The organism is Achromobacter sp. ACM02 (genome assembly GCF_014851605.1).
Taxonomy (GTDB): domain Bacteria; phylum Pseudomonadota; class Gammaproteobacteria; order Burkholderiales; family Burkholderiaceae_B; genus Achromobacter; species Achromobacter aegrifaciens.
Genome location: NZ_JACUZY010000004.1, coordinates 577813 through 595498, shown reverse-complemented (window position 1 = coordinate 595498; position 17686 = coordinate 577813). Strand labels below are relative to the sequence as shown.

Here is a 17686-nt window from a genome sequence, read left to right as displayed (position 1 = left end):
CGATGAAGATCCTGTACACCAATTTCCATCGCGGCGATGGCGGCGGGCATACCACGTATGTGCTGTCGCTGGCCGGCGCGCTGCGCGGCGCGCACGATATCGTCGTGGCGGCGCCGCCAGACAGCCGGCTGTTCAAGACGGCCCTGGCGATGCCGGGCGTGCGGGTCGAAGCGCTGGATTTCCGCGGCGGCCTGCTGGCCGCGCTGCCCAATGCACGGCGCCTGCGGCGACTGCTGGTGCAGGAACGCTTCGACATCGCGCACGTCAACGGTTCTGCCGACCATCGTGTGTGCATGCTGGCAGGCTTGGGGCTGGGGGCGGACAGCCCTGCGGTGGTGTATACGCAGCACAACGACCGGATCGCCAGCAGCCTGGGCGCGACGCTGCGCGCCCGGCTGGCGACGGACCGCGTCATCTGTGTGTGCGAGCACACGCGCCGCAAGCTGGCGGGCAGCGCATTCGGGCGCTGCGGCCTGCGCACCGTGCGCAATGGCGTGGACGTGGAGCGGTTCATGCCCCCCGCGCCGCAGGCGAGGGCTGAAGCCCGCCGCCGCTGGCTGCCGGCTGCGCACGCGGGCCGGCTGGTGGTCGGCAGCAATGCGGGCACCGCGGACTACAAGCGCTGGCCGGACATGGTCGAGGCCCTGTCCTTGCTGCCTGTCGAGCTGCGGGCGCGTATCGTCATCATGATCGCTGGCGAGCCTCCCGGCGAACCTCAGCGCCGGCGGGTGCGTGAACTGGGCATGGAAGACCAGGTGATCTTCTCGGGCCTGCTGGACGACGTGCGGTCCTTCGTGGCCGCGCTGGACGTGGGCTTTGTGCTGTCCTCGGAGATGGAGACCATCTCGTTCGCGTGCCGCGAGATGATGGCCATGGGTGTGCCGGTCATCGTCAGCAATGCCGGCGGGCTGGCCGAGAATGTGTATCCCGGGCTGGACGGCTGGGTGGTCCCGGCGCGCACGCCCGAGGCCGTGGCAGGCGTGCTGCGCGAGATCCTGGCGCAACCGCAGCTACTGGGTCCCATGGGGCGCGCGGCGCGGGAAAAGGCAGTGCGGGACTTCGCCCTGTCCCGCTTCGTGGCGGACACGCACGCGGTCTACCTTGAAGCGCAGTCGCAGGCCCAGCGTCCGTTGCGGCTGGCGTGAATGGAACGGCCCCCAGCGTACGGCCTCAGACCATCGCTTGGCCGCTGCGCCTGGCAGCGCGGATGTCCCGCCACAGCGTCACGCACAGCAGCGCCAGGATGAGGGCGGAAATGGCGGGCCACACCAGGAAGTAGAACGTCAACCACATATCAGTCTCCTTGTTGCTGAATGGATGCTCAGCCTTGGGCCGGCTGGATTTCGGGGCGTTGCACGGCGGGTGCGGAAAGGGCGTCCTGCGCTTCCTGGAAGGAAGTCACGCGGTCCGCCAACAGGCTGAAATCGAAGCGCTGCTGGTTGCGCAGGCTGAGACCGGCGCAGACCGTGGCGCTTACGCCGTAGGCGGTCAGCGAGCCCATCAGGACGATGTACTCGCGCAAGGTGCCCACGAACACGGGCAGCATGACCAGCATGCCCAGGGCGCCCACGGCGAGCGCCGCGGTGCGGCCGAAGAAGCCGAACGTCATGAGGCCCAGCACCACGCCGCCGCCGATGGCCGAGCAGATCTCGAAGAACACGGCGACCGCGCCGGTGATGGGTAGCAATTCAAAGCGCACGACGGTGAACAGGATCACGGCGCTGAGCACGGCGCTGACGAAGGCGCGGTTGTCGACGCGGTCCCAGTAGAAGCTGGCGATGACGGGGAAAACGATGGCGCCCCACAGCGCGCCGACGAACACCAGCATGACCAGGATATCCAGGCGCAGGCTGGCGAATATCACGCCTATCATCGTGGCGACGATCATGGTGATACGGCCCCACCACAGCATGCGGCGCGGATCGGGGCGGCCGCCGGCCAGGTTCTTGGCGTAAACATCAGTCATGACGATGGCGGACAGCGCGGCCAGGTCGGAGTCGGCGGTCGAAGACAGCGAGCCCACCACCAGCAGGAAGAACAGCGCAATGCCGAAGGGCGGCAGGTAGGTCGAGGCCATCTGCGGGATGATGTTGTTCATGTCGCCGTTGGCGGGCTCCAGGCCGACGAAAAGCGCCAGCAGCCCCAGCATGCCCAGTCCGATCACGACGGCGCCATATCCCGCCGTGGCCGTCAGGAACGTGGGCTTGATCAGGTCTTCGCGCACCGCGAACAGGCGCTGGGCGATGGTCTGGTTGCCGATGGCGTAGGCCAGCACGGCCACGAAATAGGGGGCGCCCTGTTCCAGGATGGCGCGGGTGGAATAGAAGTCCGCCTGGTCGGCGCTCAGACGCCACATGTTTTCCGACAGCACGTCGGGTCCGCCCGCGTTGAAGAAGATGAGCGGGATGATGACGACTGCCGCGATGATCATGGCGGCCAGCTGCGCAAAATCCGTCATTACGGAAGTGCGGAATCCCGACCACAGCGTGTACGACAGCACGCCCAGGCCGGCGATGAGCACGCCCTGGATGAAGGTGAGCGGGCTCAGGATCGAGACCAGCGCGCCCGCCGCCGTGAAGTTCACCATCAGGCTGATGCAGCTGCCCACGATGTTCGACACCGCCATGATCATCTGGCTGGAGGTGCCGTGGCGCGCGTGTATGACTTCGGCCAGCGTATGCGCCTTGGGCGCCAGCTTGCGGAAGCGCTTGCCGAAGGGATAGATGAAGAGAATCATCAGCGCGCCCCAGAAGCCGTAGTGCAAGGGGCCCGACAGGCCGTACTTGTAGCCCGAGGTGGCGCTGGCGTAGAACGATGCGGCCCAGATCCAGGTTGCGATCATGCTGGCGGTGGACAGGCCGAAGCCGACCGCGTTGTTCGACACCATGTAGCCATCGACGTTTTCGTTCTTCTGGCCGATAAGCAGCGACATGAGGAACGTCGCGCCATAGAACCCGACCAGCAGCAGGATGGCGGTGGTGGCGGATAGCTGAAAGAATTCTGTCTCTTGCATCGTCTTCGTCCTTTCTCCTTGACAGCGTGTTCATGACGGACAGTCATGGCTGCATGAAGGCCGTTTCCGCGGGATGCGATGGGCGGCAAACCCCTTTGACGCAGCCGAAACACCAGGCGAGCGGCCGTAGGCGCGATCGCATGCCTGCCCGGCGCGGACGTGACTGGACACGCCCGCGGACGGACAGCAATAAGGCACACCGTATAGGTGTCTTGCTGCCGCATAGCGCAGAACGCTGGTTGCTTTTTTACGTTGCCCGATGCGGCGAGCGATGGTCCTGCCTGGTAAGCAGGAGTTTTGTTCCGCAGCCTTTACGGCTGGGTGTGGGTGTTTCGGCGTTACACGCCGGGCCGCTGTGCGCGGCCGTGTGATGGATGCTTCCAGCGATGTGCATCGCCTGGCTGCATGCGTAATGAACTACAACAGGCGCCAAGTATAGGGACATACCCCGCGCTAGTCCAGCTTGCGTCCGCCAGGCGTGCATGCGCGGGTATCGCGAATCGCATTGGCGGGTATCGCAACACTTAATTGGCCGCCGTGCGCGCCATCCGATAAGGTGTACGCAAGCCCGGGCCATGCGTATGACATGGCCGCGCAAGACCGAGACGACACATGACAGACCGCGTATACCTCAATGCCGTGGGAGCAGACGGCAATCCCCTATACATGCACGTGCGCGATGGCCGCATCCTGGCGCTGGGCGCCGAGCCGCCCGTCCTGGGCGCGGCGCAGGTGACCGACCTGCGCGGACACCTGGTGCTGCCGGGCTTTGTCGACGGCCATATCCATCTGGACAAGAGTTTCGTCGGCGACCGCTGGCGGCCGCACCGGCCCGCGGACAGCCTGCGCGAACGGGTGGCCATCGAGAAAGAAGAGCTTGCGGCCGCGCCGCCCATCGAGGGGCGCGCCGATGCCCTTATCGCGCAGGCCGCGGCGTTCGGCACGGTGGCGATGCGCTGCCACGTGGACGTGGACGCCACGACCGGCTTGGCGAATCTGCATGCCGTCATGGCGGCGCGCGAGAAATGGCGCGGCATTGTCGATATCGAACTGGTGGCGTTCCCGCAGGCCGGCGTGATGTCCTGTCCGGGCACGCCGCAATGGCTGGAAGCGGCCGTGCGCGAAGGCGCCGGGGTAGTGGGCGGCATCGATCCCTCCACGCTGGACGGCGATGCCGAAGGCCAGCTGGATTGCGTGTTCGGCATCGCTGAGCGGCTGGGCGCCAAGATCGATATCCACCTGCATGAGCCGGGCGAGCAGGGCGTTGCGCAGATTGCGCGCATTGCCGCGCGCGCGCAGGCGCTGGGCCTGGCGGGTCGGGTCGCCATCAGCCACGCCTATGCGCTGGGCGATGTCGGCCAGGGGGCGCTGCAGGACGTGGCGCGTAAGCTGGCCGACGCTGGCGTGGCGATCATGACGAACGCGCCAGGCGACCGGGCCTTTCCGCCGGTATTGGCGCTGCGCGCGGCGGGCGTGCGCGTATTCACGGGCAATGACAACATCCAGGATTGCTGGTGGCCCTATGGCAATGGCGACATGCTGCAGCGTGCGATGCTGATCGGCTACCGCTCGGGCTTCTACACGGACGACGATTTGTTGACGGCCTTGCACATGGCGTCGCATGCGGGCGCGGCGGTGCTGGGCCTGGGCGGGTACGGCCTGCAGGTGGGCAATGAGGCGACCTTCGTGGCGCTGCCCGTGCCCAACGGCGCCGCCGCGGTTGCCGCGGTGCCGAGCCAGCGCGCTTTGTTCCGCAAGGGCGAACCCGTGGGCGAGGCGGCTCGGACATACGCTGGCGTCACGCCGGCGGTGTGACCTGCGCGGCGCGTTGCGTGCAGAAGTCCTGCAATGCGCGCCGCAGCGCGTGACCCGCGTCGCTGAGCCGCGAGCGCGCATACAGCGACAAGTGCAGACCGCGCGGCGCCGGAAATCCTTCTTCGGGCGTGAGCAGCCGGTGTTCGGCGCTGGCGCAGGCGGCAGGCAGCAGGCTGATCCCCAGTCCCGCGGCGACGGCAGCGCTCAGGCTGGGCAGGCTGGGGCTGGAAAAGCGCACATGCCAGGGCTTGCCGCTGGTTTCCAGCATGGCGGTCATTTCCTGGCGGTACAGCGCGCCGGACGGAAAGGCCACCAGCGGCACGGCGGTGTCGGGCGCGGGCGGCGGCGCATCGCGGGCGGTGATCCAGCACAGGGGTTCGGGCCAGTGCGCATCGCAATCGGCGTCCACTTCCCATTGCTTGACCAGCAGCAGGTCCAGTTCGCCATCGCGGTAGCGCCGCAGCAGCTGATGACTGAGGCCGCCTTCGACTTCCACGCGCAGGCGCGGATAGGCCGCTTCCACGGCGGCCAGGGTAGGCATCAGCGTGGCGCCCATGAAATCCTCGGGCGCGCCCACGCGCACCACGGCGCTGGCCTGGGCGGCGGCCACGTTTTCGCGCGCCTCCTCAGCCAGCCGCAGGATGCTGCGCGCATAGCCCAGCAGGCGCTCGCCCTCCTCGGTGGGCAGGACATGGCGCTGCGTGCGGTCCAGCAGGCGGCAGCCCAGGTTCTCTTCCAGCCGGATGACGTGCTGGCTGACGGTGGATTGCGTCAGGTGCAGGTGTTCGCTGGCGCGGGTGAAGTTGCCCGTGTCCACGACGGTAAGAAAACTGCGCAGCAGGACGGGATCTAGCATTGGGATGTCCACTCGAATCTATCAAGCCAATTAATTTCATAATACTTGGGCCGGCCGCCATACTTGGAATCTCACGAGGCCGCGAGTCGATTCGGCTTGCCTCAAGCTGTTGATCTGGAGGAAATACCAATGTCTATCTTTCGTGCGGGCCGTCTTTGGCTGGCGGCATTCCTGTTGGGCATGGGGGGCGTGGCCGCGGCCGCGGGCCCGGACACCGCGCTGTTGGCCGCCGCGGGCAATGGCGACGCGGCCCGCGTCAAGCAGCTGCTGGGGCAGGGCGCTGCCGTGGATACGCGCGATGCGGACGGCAATACGCCGCTGCTGCGCGCGACGCAGGGCAATCATGTCGAAGCGGCACGCGTCCTGATCGAGGCCGGCGCCAACGTCAATGCGCAGAACTCGATCCGCGACAGCGCCTACCTGCTGGCCGGCGCCCGCGGCTATCGCGAGATCCTGGCGCTGACGCTGGCGCACGGCGCTGACCTGAAAAGCACCAACCGCTACGGCGGCACTGCCCTCATTCCCGCATGCGAGCGCGGCCACGTCGAAGTGGTGGACATGCTGCTGCGCGCCGGCGTGGACGCGGACCATGTGAACAACCTGGGTTGGACCGGCCTGCTGGAAGCCGTGATCCTGGGCGATGGCGGCGCGCGTCACCAGGCGATCGTCAAGCGGCTGATCGAAGCCGGCGCCGACGTCAACCTGGCGGACGGCAAGGGCGTGACGCCGCTGCGTCATGCGCGTGAGCGCGGACAGACCGAAGTCGTGCGCCTGCTGGAGGCGGCGGGAGCGAAGGGCTGAGGCGCTGGCGCTGCGAAAAAAAACGGGGCTTGCAAGCCCCGTTCTTCATGCTGGAAACGGCAAGCCGGATCAGAAGCCCTCGCGCGGCACGTGCACCCGGCCTTCCATCAGCACGCGGGCGCTGCGGCTCATGATGGCCTTGGTGACCTTCCATTCGCCGTCGACCAGCTTGGCCTCGGCGCCGACGCGCAAGGTGCCGGACGGATGGCCGAAGCAGACGTTGTCGCGTTCGCCGCCGCCCGCGGCCAGGTTGACCAGCGTGCCCGGCACCGCCGCCGCGGTGGCAATGGCGACGGACGCGGTGCCCATCATGGCGTGGTGCAGCTTGCCCATGGAGAGCGCGCGCACCAGCACGTCGATGTCGCCCGCGCCGATCTTCTTGCCGCTGGAGGACACGTATTCCTTGGGCGCCGCCACGAAGGCGACCTTGGGCGTGTGCTGGCGGCTGGCGGCCTCTTCCAGCGTCTTGATCAGGCCCATGCGCAGCGCGCCGTGGGCGCGGATGGTCTCGAAGCGCGCCAGCGCGGCGGCGTCGCCGTTGATGTCGTCCTGCAGTTCGGTGCCGCGGTAGCCCAAGGCTTCGGCGTCCAGGAAGATCGTGGGGATGCCGGAGTTGATCATGGTGGCCTTGAACGTGCCGATGCCAGGCACTTCCAGGTCGTCCACCAGCTTGCCGGTGGGGAACATGGAACCACCGTCGCCTTCCTCGGCCGGGTCCATGAATTCCAGGCGCAGTTCAGCCGCCGGGAAGGTCACGCCGTCCAGTTCGAAGTCGCCGGTTTCCTGCACCGCGCCGCCCGTCATGGGGACGTGCGCGATTATGGTTTTCTGGATGTTGGCCTGCCAGATGCGCACGACGGCGACGCCGTCCTGCGGCACGCGGGCGGGGTCGACCAGGCCGTTGGTGATGGCGAACGGCCCGACGGCGGCGGACAGGTTGCCGCAATTGCCGCTCCAGTCCACGAAGGGCTGGTCGATGGAGACCTGGCCGAACAGGTAGTCCACGTCATGGTCGGGGCGCGTGCTTTTGCCGATGATGACGGTCTTGCTGGTGCTGGAGGTGGCCGCGCCCATGCCGTCGATCTGCTTGCCATAGGGATCGGGGCTGCCGATCACGCGCATGAGCAGCGCGTCGCGCGCGGCGCCGGGCACGCGCGCGGACTCGGGCAGGTCGTCGAGCTTGAAGAACACGCCTTTGCTGGTGCCGCCGCGCATGTAGGTGGCGGCTATCTTGGTCTGGGGAGCATGGGTCATGGGGCAGTCCTGATGATGGGTGTTGGGGCGGGCGCCGCGGCGCCCGTCCCGCCTATGGCGGATCAGCCGGCTTTCTTGTCGGCGCCGGAAGCTTCCAGGAAGTCCTGGGCAAAGCGCTGCAGCACGCCGCCGGCTTCGTAGATCGAGACCTCTTCGGCCGTGTCCAGGCGGCAGGTCACGGGGACTTCGACGGTTTCGCCGTTGCGGCGGTGGATCACCAGCGTCAGGTCGGCGCGCGGCTTGCGCTCGCCGATGACGTCATAGCTTTCGGTGCCGTCCAGGGCCAGCGTCTTGCGGTTCACGCCCGCCTTGAATTCCAGGGGCAGTACGCCCATGCCGATGAGGTTGGTGCGGTGGATGCGTTCGAAGCCTTCGGCGACGATGGCTTCCACGCCAGCCAGGCGCACGCCCTTGGCGGCCCAGTCGCGCGACGAGCCCTGGCCGTAGTCGGCGCCGGCCACGATGATCAGCGGCTGCTTGCGGTCCATGTAGGTTTCGATGGCTTCCCACATGCGCATGACCTTGCCTTCAGGTTCCACGCGGGCCAGCGAGCCTTGCTTCACCGTGCCGTCCGCGTTCTTCACCATTTCGTTGAAGAGCTTGGGGTTGGCAAAGGTGGCGCGTTGCGCGGTGAGGTGGTCGCCGCGGTGGGTGGCGTAGGAGTTGAAGTCCTCTTCGGGCAGGCCCATCTTGTGCAGGTATTCGCCCGCGGCGCTGTCCATCAGGATGGCGTTGGATGGCGACAGGTGGTCGGTGGTGATGTTGTCGCCCAGCACGGCCAGCGGCAGCATGCCGCGCAGCGTGCGCTCGCCTGCCAGCGCGCCTTCCCAGTATGGCGGGCGGCGGATGTAGGTGCTCTGCGCACGCCACTCGTACAACGGGCTGACGGCGGCCTTGCGGTCGTCCTGGATGCCGAACATGGGGGCGTAGACCTTGCGGAACTGCTCGGGCTTGACCGCCGACTTCACCACGGCGTCGATCTCTTCGTCGCTGGGCCAGATGTCCTTGAGACGGATCTCGCGGCCGGCGGCGTCCGTGCCGAGCACGTCGCGCTCGATGTCGAAGCGGATGGTGCCGGCAATGGCATAGGCCACGACCAGCGGCGGCGAGGCCAGGAAGGCCTGCTTGGCATAGGGATGGATGCGGCCGTCGAAGTTGCGGTTACCGGACAGCACGGCGGTGGCGTAGAGGTCGCGATCGATGATTTCCTGCTGGATGACCGGGTCCAGCGCGCCCGACATGCCGTTGCAAGTGGTACAGGCGAAGGCCACGACGCCGAAGCCCAGCTGTTCCAGTTCCGGCGTCAGGCCGGCTTCGTCCAGGTACAGCGAGACGGCCTTGGATCCCGGCGCCAGCGAGCTCTTGACCCAGGGCTTGCGGGTCAGGCCCGCGCGGTTGGCGTTGCGCGCCAACAGGCCGGCGGCGATGACGTTGCGCGGATTGCTGGTGTTGGTGCAGCTGGTGATGGCGGCGATGATCACGGCGCCGTCGGGCATCTGGCCGGGATTGTTTTCCATCACGCCGGAGATGCCGCGCTCGGCCAGGTCGCTGACCGGCAGGCGGCGGTGCGGATTGGACGGACCGGCCAGGGTGCGCACCACGCTGGACAGGTCGAAGCGCAGCACGCGTTCGTATTCGGCCTGCTTCAGGCTGTCGGACCACAGGCCCGTGGTCTTGGCGTAGTTCTCGACCAAGGCGATCTGCTCGTCCTCGCGGCCGGTCAGGCGCAGGTAGTCGATGGTCTGCTGGTCAATCGAGAACATCGCGGCGGTGGCGCCGTACTCGGGTGCCATGTTCGAGATGGTGGCGCGGTCGCCCAGCGTGAGGCTGGCGGCGCCTGCGCCGTAGAACTCCAGGTAGGCGCCCACGACCTTCTCCTTGCGCAGGAATTCGGTCAGGGTCAGCACGATGTCGGTGGCGGTGATGCCGGGCTGCGCGCGGCCGGTGAGTTCCACGCCGATGATGTCGGGCAGGCGCATCCACGAGGCGCGGCCCAGCATGACGTTCTCGGCTTCCAGGCCGCCCACGCCGATGGCGATCACGCCCAGCGCGTCCACGTGCGGCGTGTGGCTGTCGGTGCCGACCAGCGTGTCGGGGAATGCCACGCCGTCCTGCGTGTAGATGACGGGCGACATGCGTTCCAGGTTGATCTGGTGCATGATGCCATTGCCCGGCGGCACGACTTCGATGTTGCGGAAGGCCTGCTTGGTCCAGTCGATGAAATGGAAGCGGTCTTCGTTGCGGCGGTCTTCCACGGCGCGGTTCTTGGCGAAGGCGTCGGGGTCGTCGCCGCCGTATTCCACGGCCAGCGAGTGGTCGACGATCAGCTGCACCGGCACCACCGGATTGACCTTGGCGGGGTCGCCGCCCTTGTCGGCAATGGCGTCGCGCAGGCCGGCCAGGTCGACCAGCGCGGTCTGGCCGAGAATGTCGTGACAGACCACGCGCGCCGGGAACCACGGGAAGTCCAGATCGCGGCGGCGCTCGATCAGCTGCTTCAACGCGTCGGTCAGCATGGCCGGATCGCAACGGCGCACCAGGTTTTCCGCCAGCACGCGCGAGGTGTAGGGCAGGCGGTCGTAGGCCCCGGGCGAGATCGCCTCGACGGCGGCGCGGGTGTCGAAGTAGTCCAGGCGGGTGCCGGGCAGGGGCTTGCGGTAGTTTTGGTTCATGCCTCGGTGCGCTGCAGGTTGCCCTGCGCGATCTGCTGTTCGATGTTGATACGGGATGCGCGGATGTGGCGGCGCATCAGGATTTCAGCCAACTCGCCATCGCCGTCGGCGATGGCATCCAGAATGCGGTGGTGTTCGGCGTAGGCCTGCCGGGGGCGGTTGGGGGTGGTCGAATACTGGATGCGGTACATGCGCGCCAGCTGGTAGAGCTCGTCGCACAGCATGCGGAACAGCATCTGGTTGCCGCTGCCCTTGACGATGCGGTAGTGGAAATCGTAGTCGCCTTCCTGCTGGTAATAGCCCAGCCCGGCCTGGAAGGCTTCATCGCGTTCGTGCGCTTCCAGCACGGCGCGCAGCTCGGCGATTTCCGAGGGCGGCATGCGTTCGGCGGCCAGGCGGCAGGCCATACCTTCCAGCGATTCGCGGATTTCGTAGAGTTCGGACAGTTCCTGCTGCGACAGCGACACCACGCGGGCGCCGGCGTGGGGCACGCGCACCAGCAGCTTCTGGCCTTCCAGGCGGTGCAGGGCCTCGCGCAGCGGTCCGCGGCTGACGCCATGGATGCGGGCCAGCTCGGGCTCGGAAATCTTGCTGCCGGGGGCGATTTCACCCTTGACGATGGCGGACTGGATCTTGCGGAATATGTGTTCCGCAAGCGTCTCGTTGTCGCCGGGGGCGGCGCCGGGCAGGGTCAGCACCTTGCTCATTGTGTTGACAATCTTTCCGCTATGGGAAGAAAAATTCGGAAAAAAGCGCCGTGTGACGCAAGATTGTCAACAATTTACCTCGGCGGCGGGGCGGGCGCAAGCCCGCCCCAATGGGACGCAGGGCGGGCGCCTAGCGCTTGTGGTGCACTTCCTGCAAGCCATAGACCTGCACCGGCACGCCCACCTGCCGCGCCTTCAGCTGCAAGGACAGGTACTGCGAGTAGTGCCGCGACTGGTGCAGGTTGCCGCCATGGAACCAGAGCGCTTCCTGCTGCGTGGGCTTCCACATGTTGCGCTGCTCGCCCTCCCAGGGGCCGGGGTCCTTGGTGGTGTCCGAGCCCAGGCCCCAGCACTTGCCGACCTTGTCCGCGACCTCGCGGTTGATCAGGTCGGCGGCCCAGCCGTTCATCGAGCCGTAGCCGGTGGCATAGACCACCAGGTCCGCCGGCAGGCTGACGCCGGACTTCAGCACCACGGCGTCGCGTGTCAGGTGGCTGACGTCGGTGCGAGACTGCAGCTTGACGCTGCCGTCGATGATCAGATCGCAGGCGCCGACGTCGATGTAGTAGCCGGAGCCGCGCCGCAGGTACTTCATGAACAGGCCCGAACCGTCGTCGCCCCAGTCCAGCATGAAGCCGGCCTCTTCGAGCTTGGCGTAGAACCCGGCGTCGCGTTCGCGCATCTGGTCGTAGAGCGGGATCTGGAACTGCGCCATGATCTTGTAGGGCAGGGACGCGAAAGTCAGGTCGGCCTTGCGGGTGGTCATGCCACTGGCCAGCGCCTGCTCCGAATACAGGCCGCCCAGGCCGATGTCCATCAGCGTGTCGGAACGCACGATGTGGGTGGACGAGCGCTGCACCATGGTGACGTTGGCCCCGCCTTCCCACAGCGCCGCGCAGATGTCGTGCGCGGAGTTGTTGGCGCCGATGACGACCACGTTCTTGCCGCGGTAGGCGTCCGGGCCAGGGTGTTGCGAAGAATGCTGCTGTTCGCCCTGGAATTCATCCTGGCCGGGGAAGGTGGGGACATTGGGCTTGCCGGACATGCCGGTGGCCAGCACCAGCTGTTTGGGCCGCAGCACCACGGGCTTGCCCTCGCGCAGCACCGTGACCTCCCATTCCTGTTTCTGCTCGTCGTAACGGGCCGACTGGCAGACGCTGGAGGTCCAGTAGTTGAGCTCCATGATCTTGGTGTACATCTCCAGCCAGTCGCCGATCTTGTCCTTGGGCGCGAAGACGGGCCAGTTCTCGGGAAAGGGGATGTAGGGCAGATGGTCGTACCAGACCGGGTCGTGCAGGCACAGGGACTTGTAGCGCTTTCTCCAGCTGTCGCCGGCGCGTTCGTTCTTTTCGATGATGATGGTCGGCACGTCCAGTTGGCGTAGGCGTGCGCCCAGCGCGATGCCGCCTTGGCCGCCGCCGATGATGAGCACGTAGGGCTGGGTCTGGTAGCCCAGTTCGGCGGCTTCCTGCTCGCGTTTTTCCAGCCAGGTCTGGCGCGTGCGGCTGCTGCCGTGTTCGGCGCCCTTGGGGCGGCGCAGGCCGCTGGGTTCCTCGTGCCCCTTGAGTTCGGACATGGTGGTCAGCAGCGTCCAGATCTTGCCGTCCTGGACGCGGATGTGGCCGTAGCCGCGCGCGCGGTTGGTCTCGATCTCGATCCAGCCTTGCAGCAGGCCTGCCTCCTGCGACACGGTTTCCTTCGGATCCAGGCTGAAGCGCACCGGCTCCACCTGCGACAGCTGGTGTTGCAGCATGTCGCGGATCTGGCCATGGCCTTCGAGCGTGCGGATGTTCCAGGTGAACAGCACCAGGTCGCGCCAGTAGCAGTCATCCTGGAACAGGGCCGCGACGCCGTCGATGTCCTTGTTGCCCAGCGCCGTGTTCAGGCGCGTGAGTACGGCGTCCAGGGCGGCGCCGGCTTGATCGGTCTGCATGTCTAGTCTCCTTGCCCGTGGCGGGCGATCGTTGTCGTGGCGGACCGGGACATGGTCCGCTGGCGGCCCCGGCCTGTGCCGGCCGGTGGGCGTCGATAACGATCAAGCAATCGGCATGCCAGCCCTGGCGCGCAGGAGAGCTGGACTGGATGCCGTGGCGCCGCGCCACACCTGTGGCGCAAGGGTGTGGCGCCTGGGGTGGCGCCCGGCCGTGGGCCTCAGGAGCGCGAGGAGACGCCGTGGCGCCGCATCTGGCGATGCACGGTGGAGCGGTCCACGCCCAGGCGCCGCGCCGCTTCGGAGACGTTGCCGCCGCAACTGGCCAGCATGGCGCGCAAGGCGGCTTCTGCCGGGTTGGCGACGGCTGCCTCGGGCGCCAGTGCGTCGGGCAGGTCGGAGGGTTCGATCACGCCGTTCTCGCACAGCGCGGCGGCGACCGCGATGGCGTTGGCGAGTTCACGGATATTGCCGGGCCAGGCATGCGCCTTCAACGCCATCAGCGCGGCGGGCGCCAGCACGGGGGCGCCGGACTCGTCCTGGTGGCGCGCCAGCAGGCGGGCGATGAGCCATTCCAGGTCCGCACGTTCGCGCAGCGGCGGCACGGTCAGCGTGGCGGCATTGATGCGGTAATACAGGTCTTCGCGGAAGCGCCCCTCGCGCACCAGGGCGGCCAGGTCGCGGTGCGAGGCCGACACCAGGCACAGGCGCACGGCGCGCGGGGCGTTGGCGCCGATCGGTGTGACCTCGGATTCGGCCAGCACGCGCAAGAGGCGGCTTTGTAATGTCAGCGGCATGTCGCCGATCTCGTCCAGGAACAGGGTGCCGCCGTCGGATTCCTCGATCAGGCCCTTGCGGCCCTTGGCCGCCGCGCCGGTGTAGGCGCCGGGCAGGTAGCCGAACAGCTCGCTTTCGATCAGCGATTCGGGAATCGCCGCGCAATTCACGGCGACGAAGCGCCCGGCGCGCTGGCTGCTGTCGTGGATGGCGCGGGCCAGGTATTCCTTGCCGACTCCGGTTTCGCCTTGCAGCAGGAGGGGCAGCCCCTGCCGGGCCAGTTTGGCTGCGCGCGTCAGCATGGCCGCCATGCGAGCATCGCCGCCATCCAGACCGCGCAGCGCGGACGGCGCGCCGCGCACGGCGACCGAGGTTCCGCGCGCGTGCCGGTTGGGTTCGATGGCGTGCGCGAACAGCGCGTTGCCGTCGCGGGCCGCGATCAGGCGTTGCTGCGGCGCATGGGCGCGGGTGTAGCGCGGCAGGTCATCGAGCTGCACGTCGAAGAAACGGGTGACGGGCTGGCCGATCAGGCCGGCGGGATTGCGCCAGTCCAGGCCGGCGGCGCGCGCCAGCAGTTTGGCGCCGGTATGCGTCATGCCCAGGATGCGGCCGGAGCCGTCCAGCGAGATCGCGGCCTCCGGGTCCACGTCCAGGAATTCCGGCGAGCGCGCGAAGCGCAGCACCCATTCGTTGCTGGTGCGCGCCATCAGATTGGCCATCTCGATGCGCCGAGTGGTGCTGGTGACCAGATGCAGCGCCAGGTTCTGGCTGGCTTTCAGGATGGGCGAGCTCAGCAGCGAGATGTCCAGCACGGCCGCGAGTTCGCCGTCGGCGTTGTAGATCGGCGCGGCGGTGCAGGACAGCGGCGTATGGGTGTTGTCGAAGTGGTCGGTCTGGTGGATGGTAAGGGCTTCGCCGCTTTCCAGGCAGGCGCCGACGGCGCAGGTGCCGGCGCGACGCTCCGACCATTCCGACCCCAGATACAGTCCGGCCTTGCGCAGGCTGGCGGTCTGTTGCGCGTCGCCCAGGAATTCCACGGTGACGCCCTGGCGATCGGCCAGCAGCAGCACGTAGTTCTGGCCGGCGACCTGGCGGAACAGATGGTCCAGGCCGGACCTTGCAATGGAAATCAGCGCTTCGGACTGCTGGCGGTGTTCGCGCAGCCGGCCATCCGGCACGATATAGGCCTCGCAGGCCTGGGCGGGATCCAGCCGGTACTGGTCCAGGCAGCGCAGCCAGCTGCTGACCACGTGCGCGTCGCGCTGGGTGGGGCGGCCCTGGCCGACTTGTTCGATCTCGCGGATATGGGCGGAGTGCAGGGATTCCTGACTAGGCATGTCGTCTCCATGTTGCGCCCGATCTGCGCCGGATCAACGGCCAGCATGCACAGAGGACGACACGCCTGTAAATGCTGGTTATCCAGCATCGGGACGTATGGGGGACGCTACAGGTCGACCTTGACCTTGCCGGCCTGCACCAGCCCCGCCACGTCGCGGATTTCCGCCAGCAACGCCTGTTGCAGCTGCGCGGGCGTGCCGCCGGTGGGCTGGAAGCCCTGTTCGCCCAGCTTGGCGCGCACCGTCTCGGTCTGCAGCGCGCGGTTGATGCCCTGGTTCAGCGCCGCGATGGTGGCTTCCGGAGTGCCCGCCGCGCAATAGGTGCCGAACTGGATCTGCGCCGAGAAGCCGGGGTAACCGCCTTCCGCCACCGTGGGAATGTCGGGGTACTTGGGCAGGCGTTCCGGGCTGGTCACGGCCAGCACGCGCAGGCGTCCGCCTTGCAGATACGGTTCCACCGCTGCGACGGTGGCGACCACCACCTGGATCTGTCCGCCCAGCAGGTCCGTCATCATCGGACCCGTGCCGCGGTAGGGCACGTGCAGCATGTCGATGCCGCAGGCGGCCTGCAGCAATTCGGTGGCCAGGTGTTGCGGCGTGGCGTTGCCGGGGGAGCCGAAGGTCAGCCCCTTGGGCTCGCGCTTGGCCTGGGCGACGAGTTCGCCCAGGGTCTTGGCAGGCAGGTCCGCATTGACCGCCACCATGTAGGGCGAACGCGCAATCGGGCAGACCGGCGCCAGTTGCTTGAGCACGTCCTCGGGCGGCTTGGCGTAGTAGCGCACCGATGGCACCAGGCCGGCAAACAGCAGCACGCTGCCATCCTTGGCGCCGTTGGCGGTGTAGTCGGCGCCCAGCATGCCGCTGGCGCCGGGTTTGTTCTCGACCACTACCGGGCGGTCCAGCGCGCCTTCCAGCGTGGCGGCGATCACTCGGCCCAGCACGTCGGTGCCGCCGCCGGGCGGGAAGGGCACGATGACGCGCAAAGGGGCTTCGCGCGCGCTGGCGGCGCCGCCGAGCGCGGCGCCCAGCGGCGTGAGCGCCAGGGCCGCCATGTTCTTCAGGATGGTTCTGCGATTCATATTGTTTGTCTCCGTATCCACTCTACGCGGGCTAGGCCGCGCTTGGCGCGCCGGCAGCCGGCAGAAAAAATCCATGCAGCGCCGCCGCCACGATGGCCGGTTCCTCCACCGGCAGCATGTGTCGCTGGCCAGGCACCACCTGCGCCTGCGCATGGGGCAGCGCTTCGGCCAGTTCCCGTGTCATGCGCGGGGTCGAGCCGACGTCCAGTTCGCCGGTCAGCGCCAGCGCGGGGCAGGCGATGTCTGGCGCGGCGTGCGCCAGGATCGGATCGCCCTGCGCGAACACGCGGTAAGCGGCCAGGAAGCTGGCGCGGTCGTTGTCCAGCAGGCGCTGGCCGATGCTGGCCACGCGCTCGGGACGCCGGGCCTGGAACGCGGGCGTGAACCAGCGCTGCAGCGAGACCTGGGCCGCGGCTGCGGGATCCTGCGTGGCAGCTGCTTCCAGCCGCGCCAGCACGGCGCGCGTTTCGTCCGCGCTGCGGCGGAACACCGTGCTCAGCAAGGTCAGGCGCGTGACGCGTTGCGGGCGTGCGGCGGCATAGGCGCCCGCGATCAGGCCGCCCATGGAATAGCCCAGCAGATTGGCGCTTTGCCAGCCGGCGCGATCCAGTTCCGCGTCCAGCTGCGCGATGTAGTCCTGCACCGTCACTCCATGGGCGACGGCGGGGGCGCGGCCATGGCCCAGCATGTCGTAGCGCAGCACCTCGAAATGCGGCTCCAGCAGCGGCGCCAGATCGTCCCACAAGGTGTGGTCCAGGCCGACGCCATGCAGCAGCACCAGCGGTACGCCGCGGCCCGAACGGCGAAAATGCGCGCTCATTTGGCCTGCGCCTCGCGTTCCAGTTCCTGCAGGTCGGAATAGCGGTTGCCGATCCGATGATGCGGACGGCCCGAGGTCGCCGCGCCCAGGGCGATCACGATTTCGTCGGGGGCGGGCGCGTCGTTGATGGTTGTCTGCACGGTCAGATAGTGCGAGCGCAGGCCTTCGTCGAGCTTGTGCATCAGCGGCACGGTGATCACGCAGCCGGGGCCGCCGCGCATATTGGTGAAGCTCAGGTAGCTGGTGCCGCCAACCGCGCCGCGATAGGCGTTGCCGAAGCGCAGGGTGTGGATCAGCGCCGAGGCGTGCTCGACTTCGCCGGCCGTGCCCACGACCGCGGCCTTGCCATAGGCTTCAACCTGGTCGGCCGAGCCGGCCTGACGCAGGATTTCCGCGACCAGCAGCTCGCCCAGCGGCGGCGCAGCTTCCAGGATCTTGGGCCGCAGGTCTTCCTGGAACGGCTGGCCGGCCCAGGGATTGCGGATCACGGCCGCGGCGATGACCATCACCAGCGGGCGCTCGGCGGCGCGACCGCCTTCGATCAGGGTTTTTTCCACATAGCTGACTACCTTGCGCACTTGCAAAGACATAACCGCTGCTCCAGTACCTGTAGGAATGAAAGACG

14 protein-coding genes are annotated in these 17686 nt (G+C 67.7%); 3 read left to right on the top strand and 11 right to left on the bottom strand.

What is annotated here, in order from left to right:
* The first annotated feature begins 2 nt into the window (after window positions 1-2).
* Window positions 3-1145, top strand: a complete 1143-nt coding sequence (locus IB258_RS15215; protein ID WP_054452088.1) for a glycosyltransferase — start codon at window positions 3-5, stop codon at window positions 1143-1145.
* 25 nt (window positions 1146-1170) lie between these two features.
* Here the strand turns inward: IB258_RS15215 and IB258_RS30375 are convergent, their stop codons facing one another.
* Both IB258_RS30375 and IB258_RS15210 read right to left on the bottom strand, forming a co-directional pair.
* Window positions 1171-1293, bottom strand: coding sequence for a putative transporter small subunit (locus IB258_RS30375; protein ID WP_208949752.1), 123 nt, complete (start codon window positions 1291-1293; stop codon window positions 1171-1173).
* 28 nt (window positions 1294-1321) lie between these two features.
* On the bottom strand, window positions 1322-3013 hold the full coding sequence (locus IB258_RS15210; RefSeq protein ID WP_054452087.1) for a sodium:solute symporter family protein: 1692 nt from the start codon (window positions 3011-3013) through the stop codon (window positions 1322-1324).
* Between the two features lie 612 nt (window positions 3014-3625).
* Here IB258_RS15210 and IB258_RS15205 point away from each other — a divergent pair.
* A complete protein-coding gene (locus tag IB258_RS15205; RefSeq protein WP_192352803.1) occupies window positions 3626-4828 on the top strand; it encodes an amidohydrolase family protein in 1203 nt (400 codons plus the stop codon).
* Here the strand turns inward: IB258_RS15205 and IB258_RS15200 are convergent.
* The gene (locus IB258_RS15200) at window positions 4812-5684 is read right to left on the bottom strand and encodes a LysR family transcriptional regulator (RefSeq protein WP_054452085.1); all 873 of its coding nucleotides are present in this window, start codon (window positions 5682-5684) and stop codon (window positions 4812-4814) included. The genes IB258_RS15205 and IB258_RS15200 overlap by 17 nt on opposite strands.
* Before the next feature lie 129 nt (window positions 5685-5813).
* Between IB258_RS15200 and IB258_RS15195 the strand changes: the two genes are divergently transcribed.
* Window positions 5814-6485: an ankyrin repeat domain-containing protein gene (locus IB258_RS15195; protein ID WP_192352802.1), complete on the top strand. Its 672-nt coding sequence runs from the start codon at window positions 5814-5816 to the stop codon at window positions 6483-6485.
* 69 nt (window positions 6486-6554) lie between these two features.
* On the opposite strand, the gene prpF is transcribed toward IB258_RS15195, so the two are convergent.
* The 8 genes from prpF to IB258_RS15155 all read right to left on the bottom strand — a co-directional run bounded on the left by prpF (window position 6555) and on the right by IB258_RS15155 (window position 17651).
* On the bottom strand, window positions 6555-7739 hold the full coding sequence (gene prpF / locus IB258_RS15190; protein ID WP_054452083.1) for a 2-methylaconitate cis-trans isomerase PrpF: 1185 nt from the start codon (window positions 7737-7739) through the stop codon (window positions 6555-6557).
* A gap of 62 nt (window positions 7740-7801) precedes the next feature.
* On the bottom strand, window positions 7802-10411 hold the full coding sequence (gene acnD, locus IB258_RS15185; RefSeq protein WP_192352801.1) for a Fe/S-dependent 2-methylisocitrate dehydratase AcnD: 2610 nt from the start codon (window positions 10409-10411) through the stop codon (window positions 7802-7804).
* Window positions 10408-11118, bottom strand: coding sequence for a GntR family transcriptional regulator (locus IB258_RS15180; RefSeq protein ID WP_054452081.1), 711 nt, complete (start codon window positions 11116-11118; stop codon window positions 10408-10410). Before IB258_RS15180 ends, acnD begins: the two co-directional genes overlap by 4 nt.
* A gap of 130 nt (window positions 11119-11248) precedes the next feature.
* Entirely contained in the window at window positions 11249-13051 is a 1803-nt protein-coding gene (locus tag IB258_RS15175) for an NAD(P)/FAD-dependent oxidoreductase (protein WP_192352800.1), read from the bottom strand.
* 218 nt (window positions 13052-13269) lie between these two features.
* The gene (locus IB258_RS15170; RefSeq protein WP_192352799.1) at window positions 13270-15162 is read right to left on the bottom strand and encodes a sigma-54-dependent Fis family transcriptional regulator; all 1893 of its coding nucleotides are present in this window, start codon (window positions 15160-15162) and stop codon (window positions 13270-13272) included.
* A 107-nt stretch (window positions 15163-15269) separates the two neighbouring features.
* Window positions 15270-16241, bottom strand: coding sequence for a tripartite tricarboxylate transporter substrate binding protein (locus IB258_RS15165; protein WP_175180557.1), 972 nt, complete (start codon window positions 16239-16241; stop codon window positions 15270-15272).
* Window positions 16242-16272: 31 nt separating this feature from the next.
* Window positions 16273-17061, bottom strand: a complete 789-nt coding sequence (locus IB258_RS15160) for an alpha/beta fold hydrolase (protein ID WP_192352798.1) — start codon at window positions 17059-17061, stop codon at window positions 16273-16275.
* Window positions 17058-17651, bottom strand: coding sequence for an amino acid synthesis family protein (locus IB258_RS15155; RefSeq protein ID WP_054452076.1), 594 nt, complete (start codon window positions 17649-17651; stop codon window positions 17058-17060). The genes IB258_RS15160 and IB258_RS15155 overlap by 4 nt, the downstream gene beginning before the upstream one ends.
* Window positions 17652-17686: the final 35 nt, after the last annotated feature.

What these genes read in the sequence shown, in the direction of transcription:
- IB258_RS15165 (WP_175180557.1), bottom strand. Translation starts at nt 16,241, where the DNA reads ATGAATCGCAGAACCATCCTGAAGAACATGGCGGCCCTGGCGCTCACG.
- acnD (WP_192352801.1), bottom strand. Translation starts at nt 10,411, where the DNA reads ATGAACCAAAACTACCGCAAGCCCCTGCCCGGCACCCGCCTGGACTAC.
- prpF (WP_054452083.1), bottom strand. Translation starts at nt 7,739, where the DNA reads ATGACCCATGCTCCCCAGACCAAGATAGCCGCCACCTACATGCGCGGC.
- IB258_RS15205 (WP_192352803.1), top strand. Translation starts at nt 3,626, where the DNA reads ATGACAGACCGCGTATACCTCAATGCCGTGGGAGCAGACGGCAATCCC.
- IB258_RS15195 (WP_192352802.1), top strand. Translation starts at nt 5,814, where the DNA reads ATGTCTATCTTTCGTGCGGGCCGTCTTTGGCTGGCGGCATTCCTGTTG.
- IB258_RS15215 (WP_054452088.1), top strand. Translation starts at nt 3, where the DNA reads ATGAAGATCCTGTACACCAATTTCCATCGCGGCGATGGCGGCGGGCAT.
- IB258_RS15170 (WP_192352799.1), bottom strand. Translation starts at nt 15,162, where the DNA reads ATGCCTAGTCAGGAATCCCTGCACTCCGCCCATATCCGCGAGATCGAA.
- IB258_RS15175 (WP_192352800.1), bottom strand. Translation starts at nt 13,051, where the DNA reads ATGCAGACCGATCAAGCCGGCGCCGCCCTGGACGCCGTACTCACGCGC.
- IB258_RS15210 (WP_054452087.1), bottom strand. Translation starts at nt 3,013, where the DNA reads ATGCAAGAGACAGAATTCTTTCAGCTATCCGCCACCACCGCCATCCTG.
- IB258_RS30375 (WP_208949752.1), bottom strand. Translation starts at nt 1,293, where the DNA reads ATGTGGTTGACGTTCTACTTCCTGGTGTGGCCCGCCATTTCCGCCCTC.
- IB258_RS15180 (WP_054452081.1), bottom strand. Translation starts at nt 11,118, where the DNA reads ATGAGCAAGGTGCTGACCCTGCCCGGCGCCGCCCCCGGCGACAACGAG.
- IB258_RS15160 (WP_192352798.1), bottom strand. Translation starts at nt 17,061, where the DNA reads ATGAGCGCGCATTTTCGCCGTTCGGGCCGCGGCGTACCGCTGGTGCTG.
- IB258_RS15155 (WP_054452076.1), bottom strand. Translation starts at nt 17,651, where the DNA reads ATGTCTTTGCAAGTGCGCAAGGTAGTCAGCTATGTGGAAAAAACCCTG.
- IB258_RS15200 (WP_054452085.1), bottom strand. Translation starts at nt 5,684, where the DNA reads ATGCTAGATCCCGTCCTGCTGCGCAGTTTTCTTACCGTCGTGGACACG.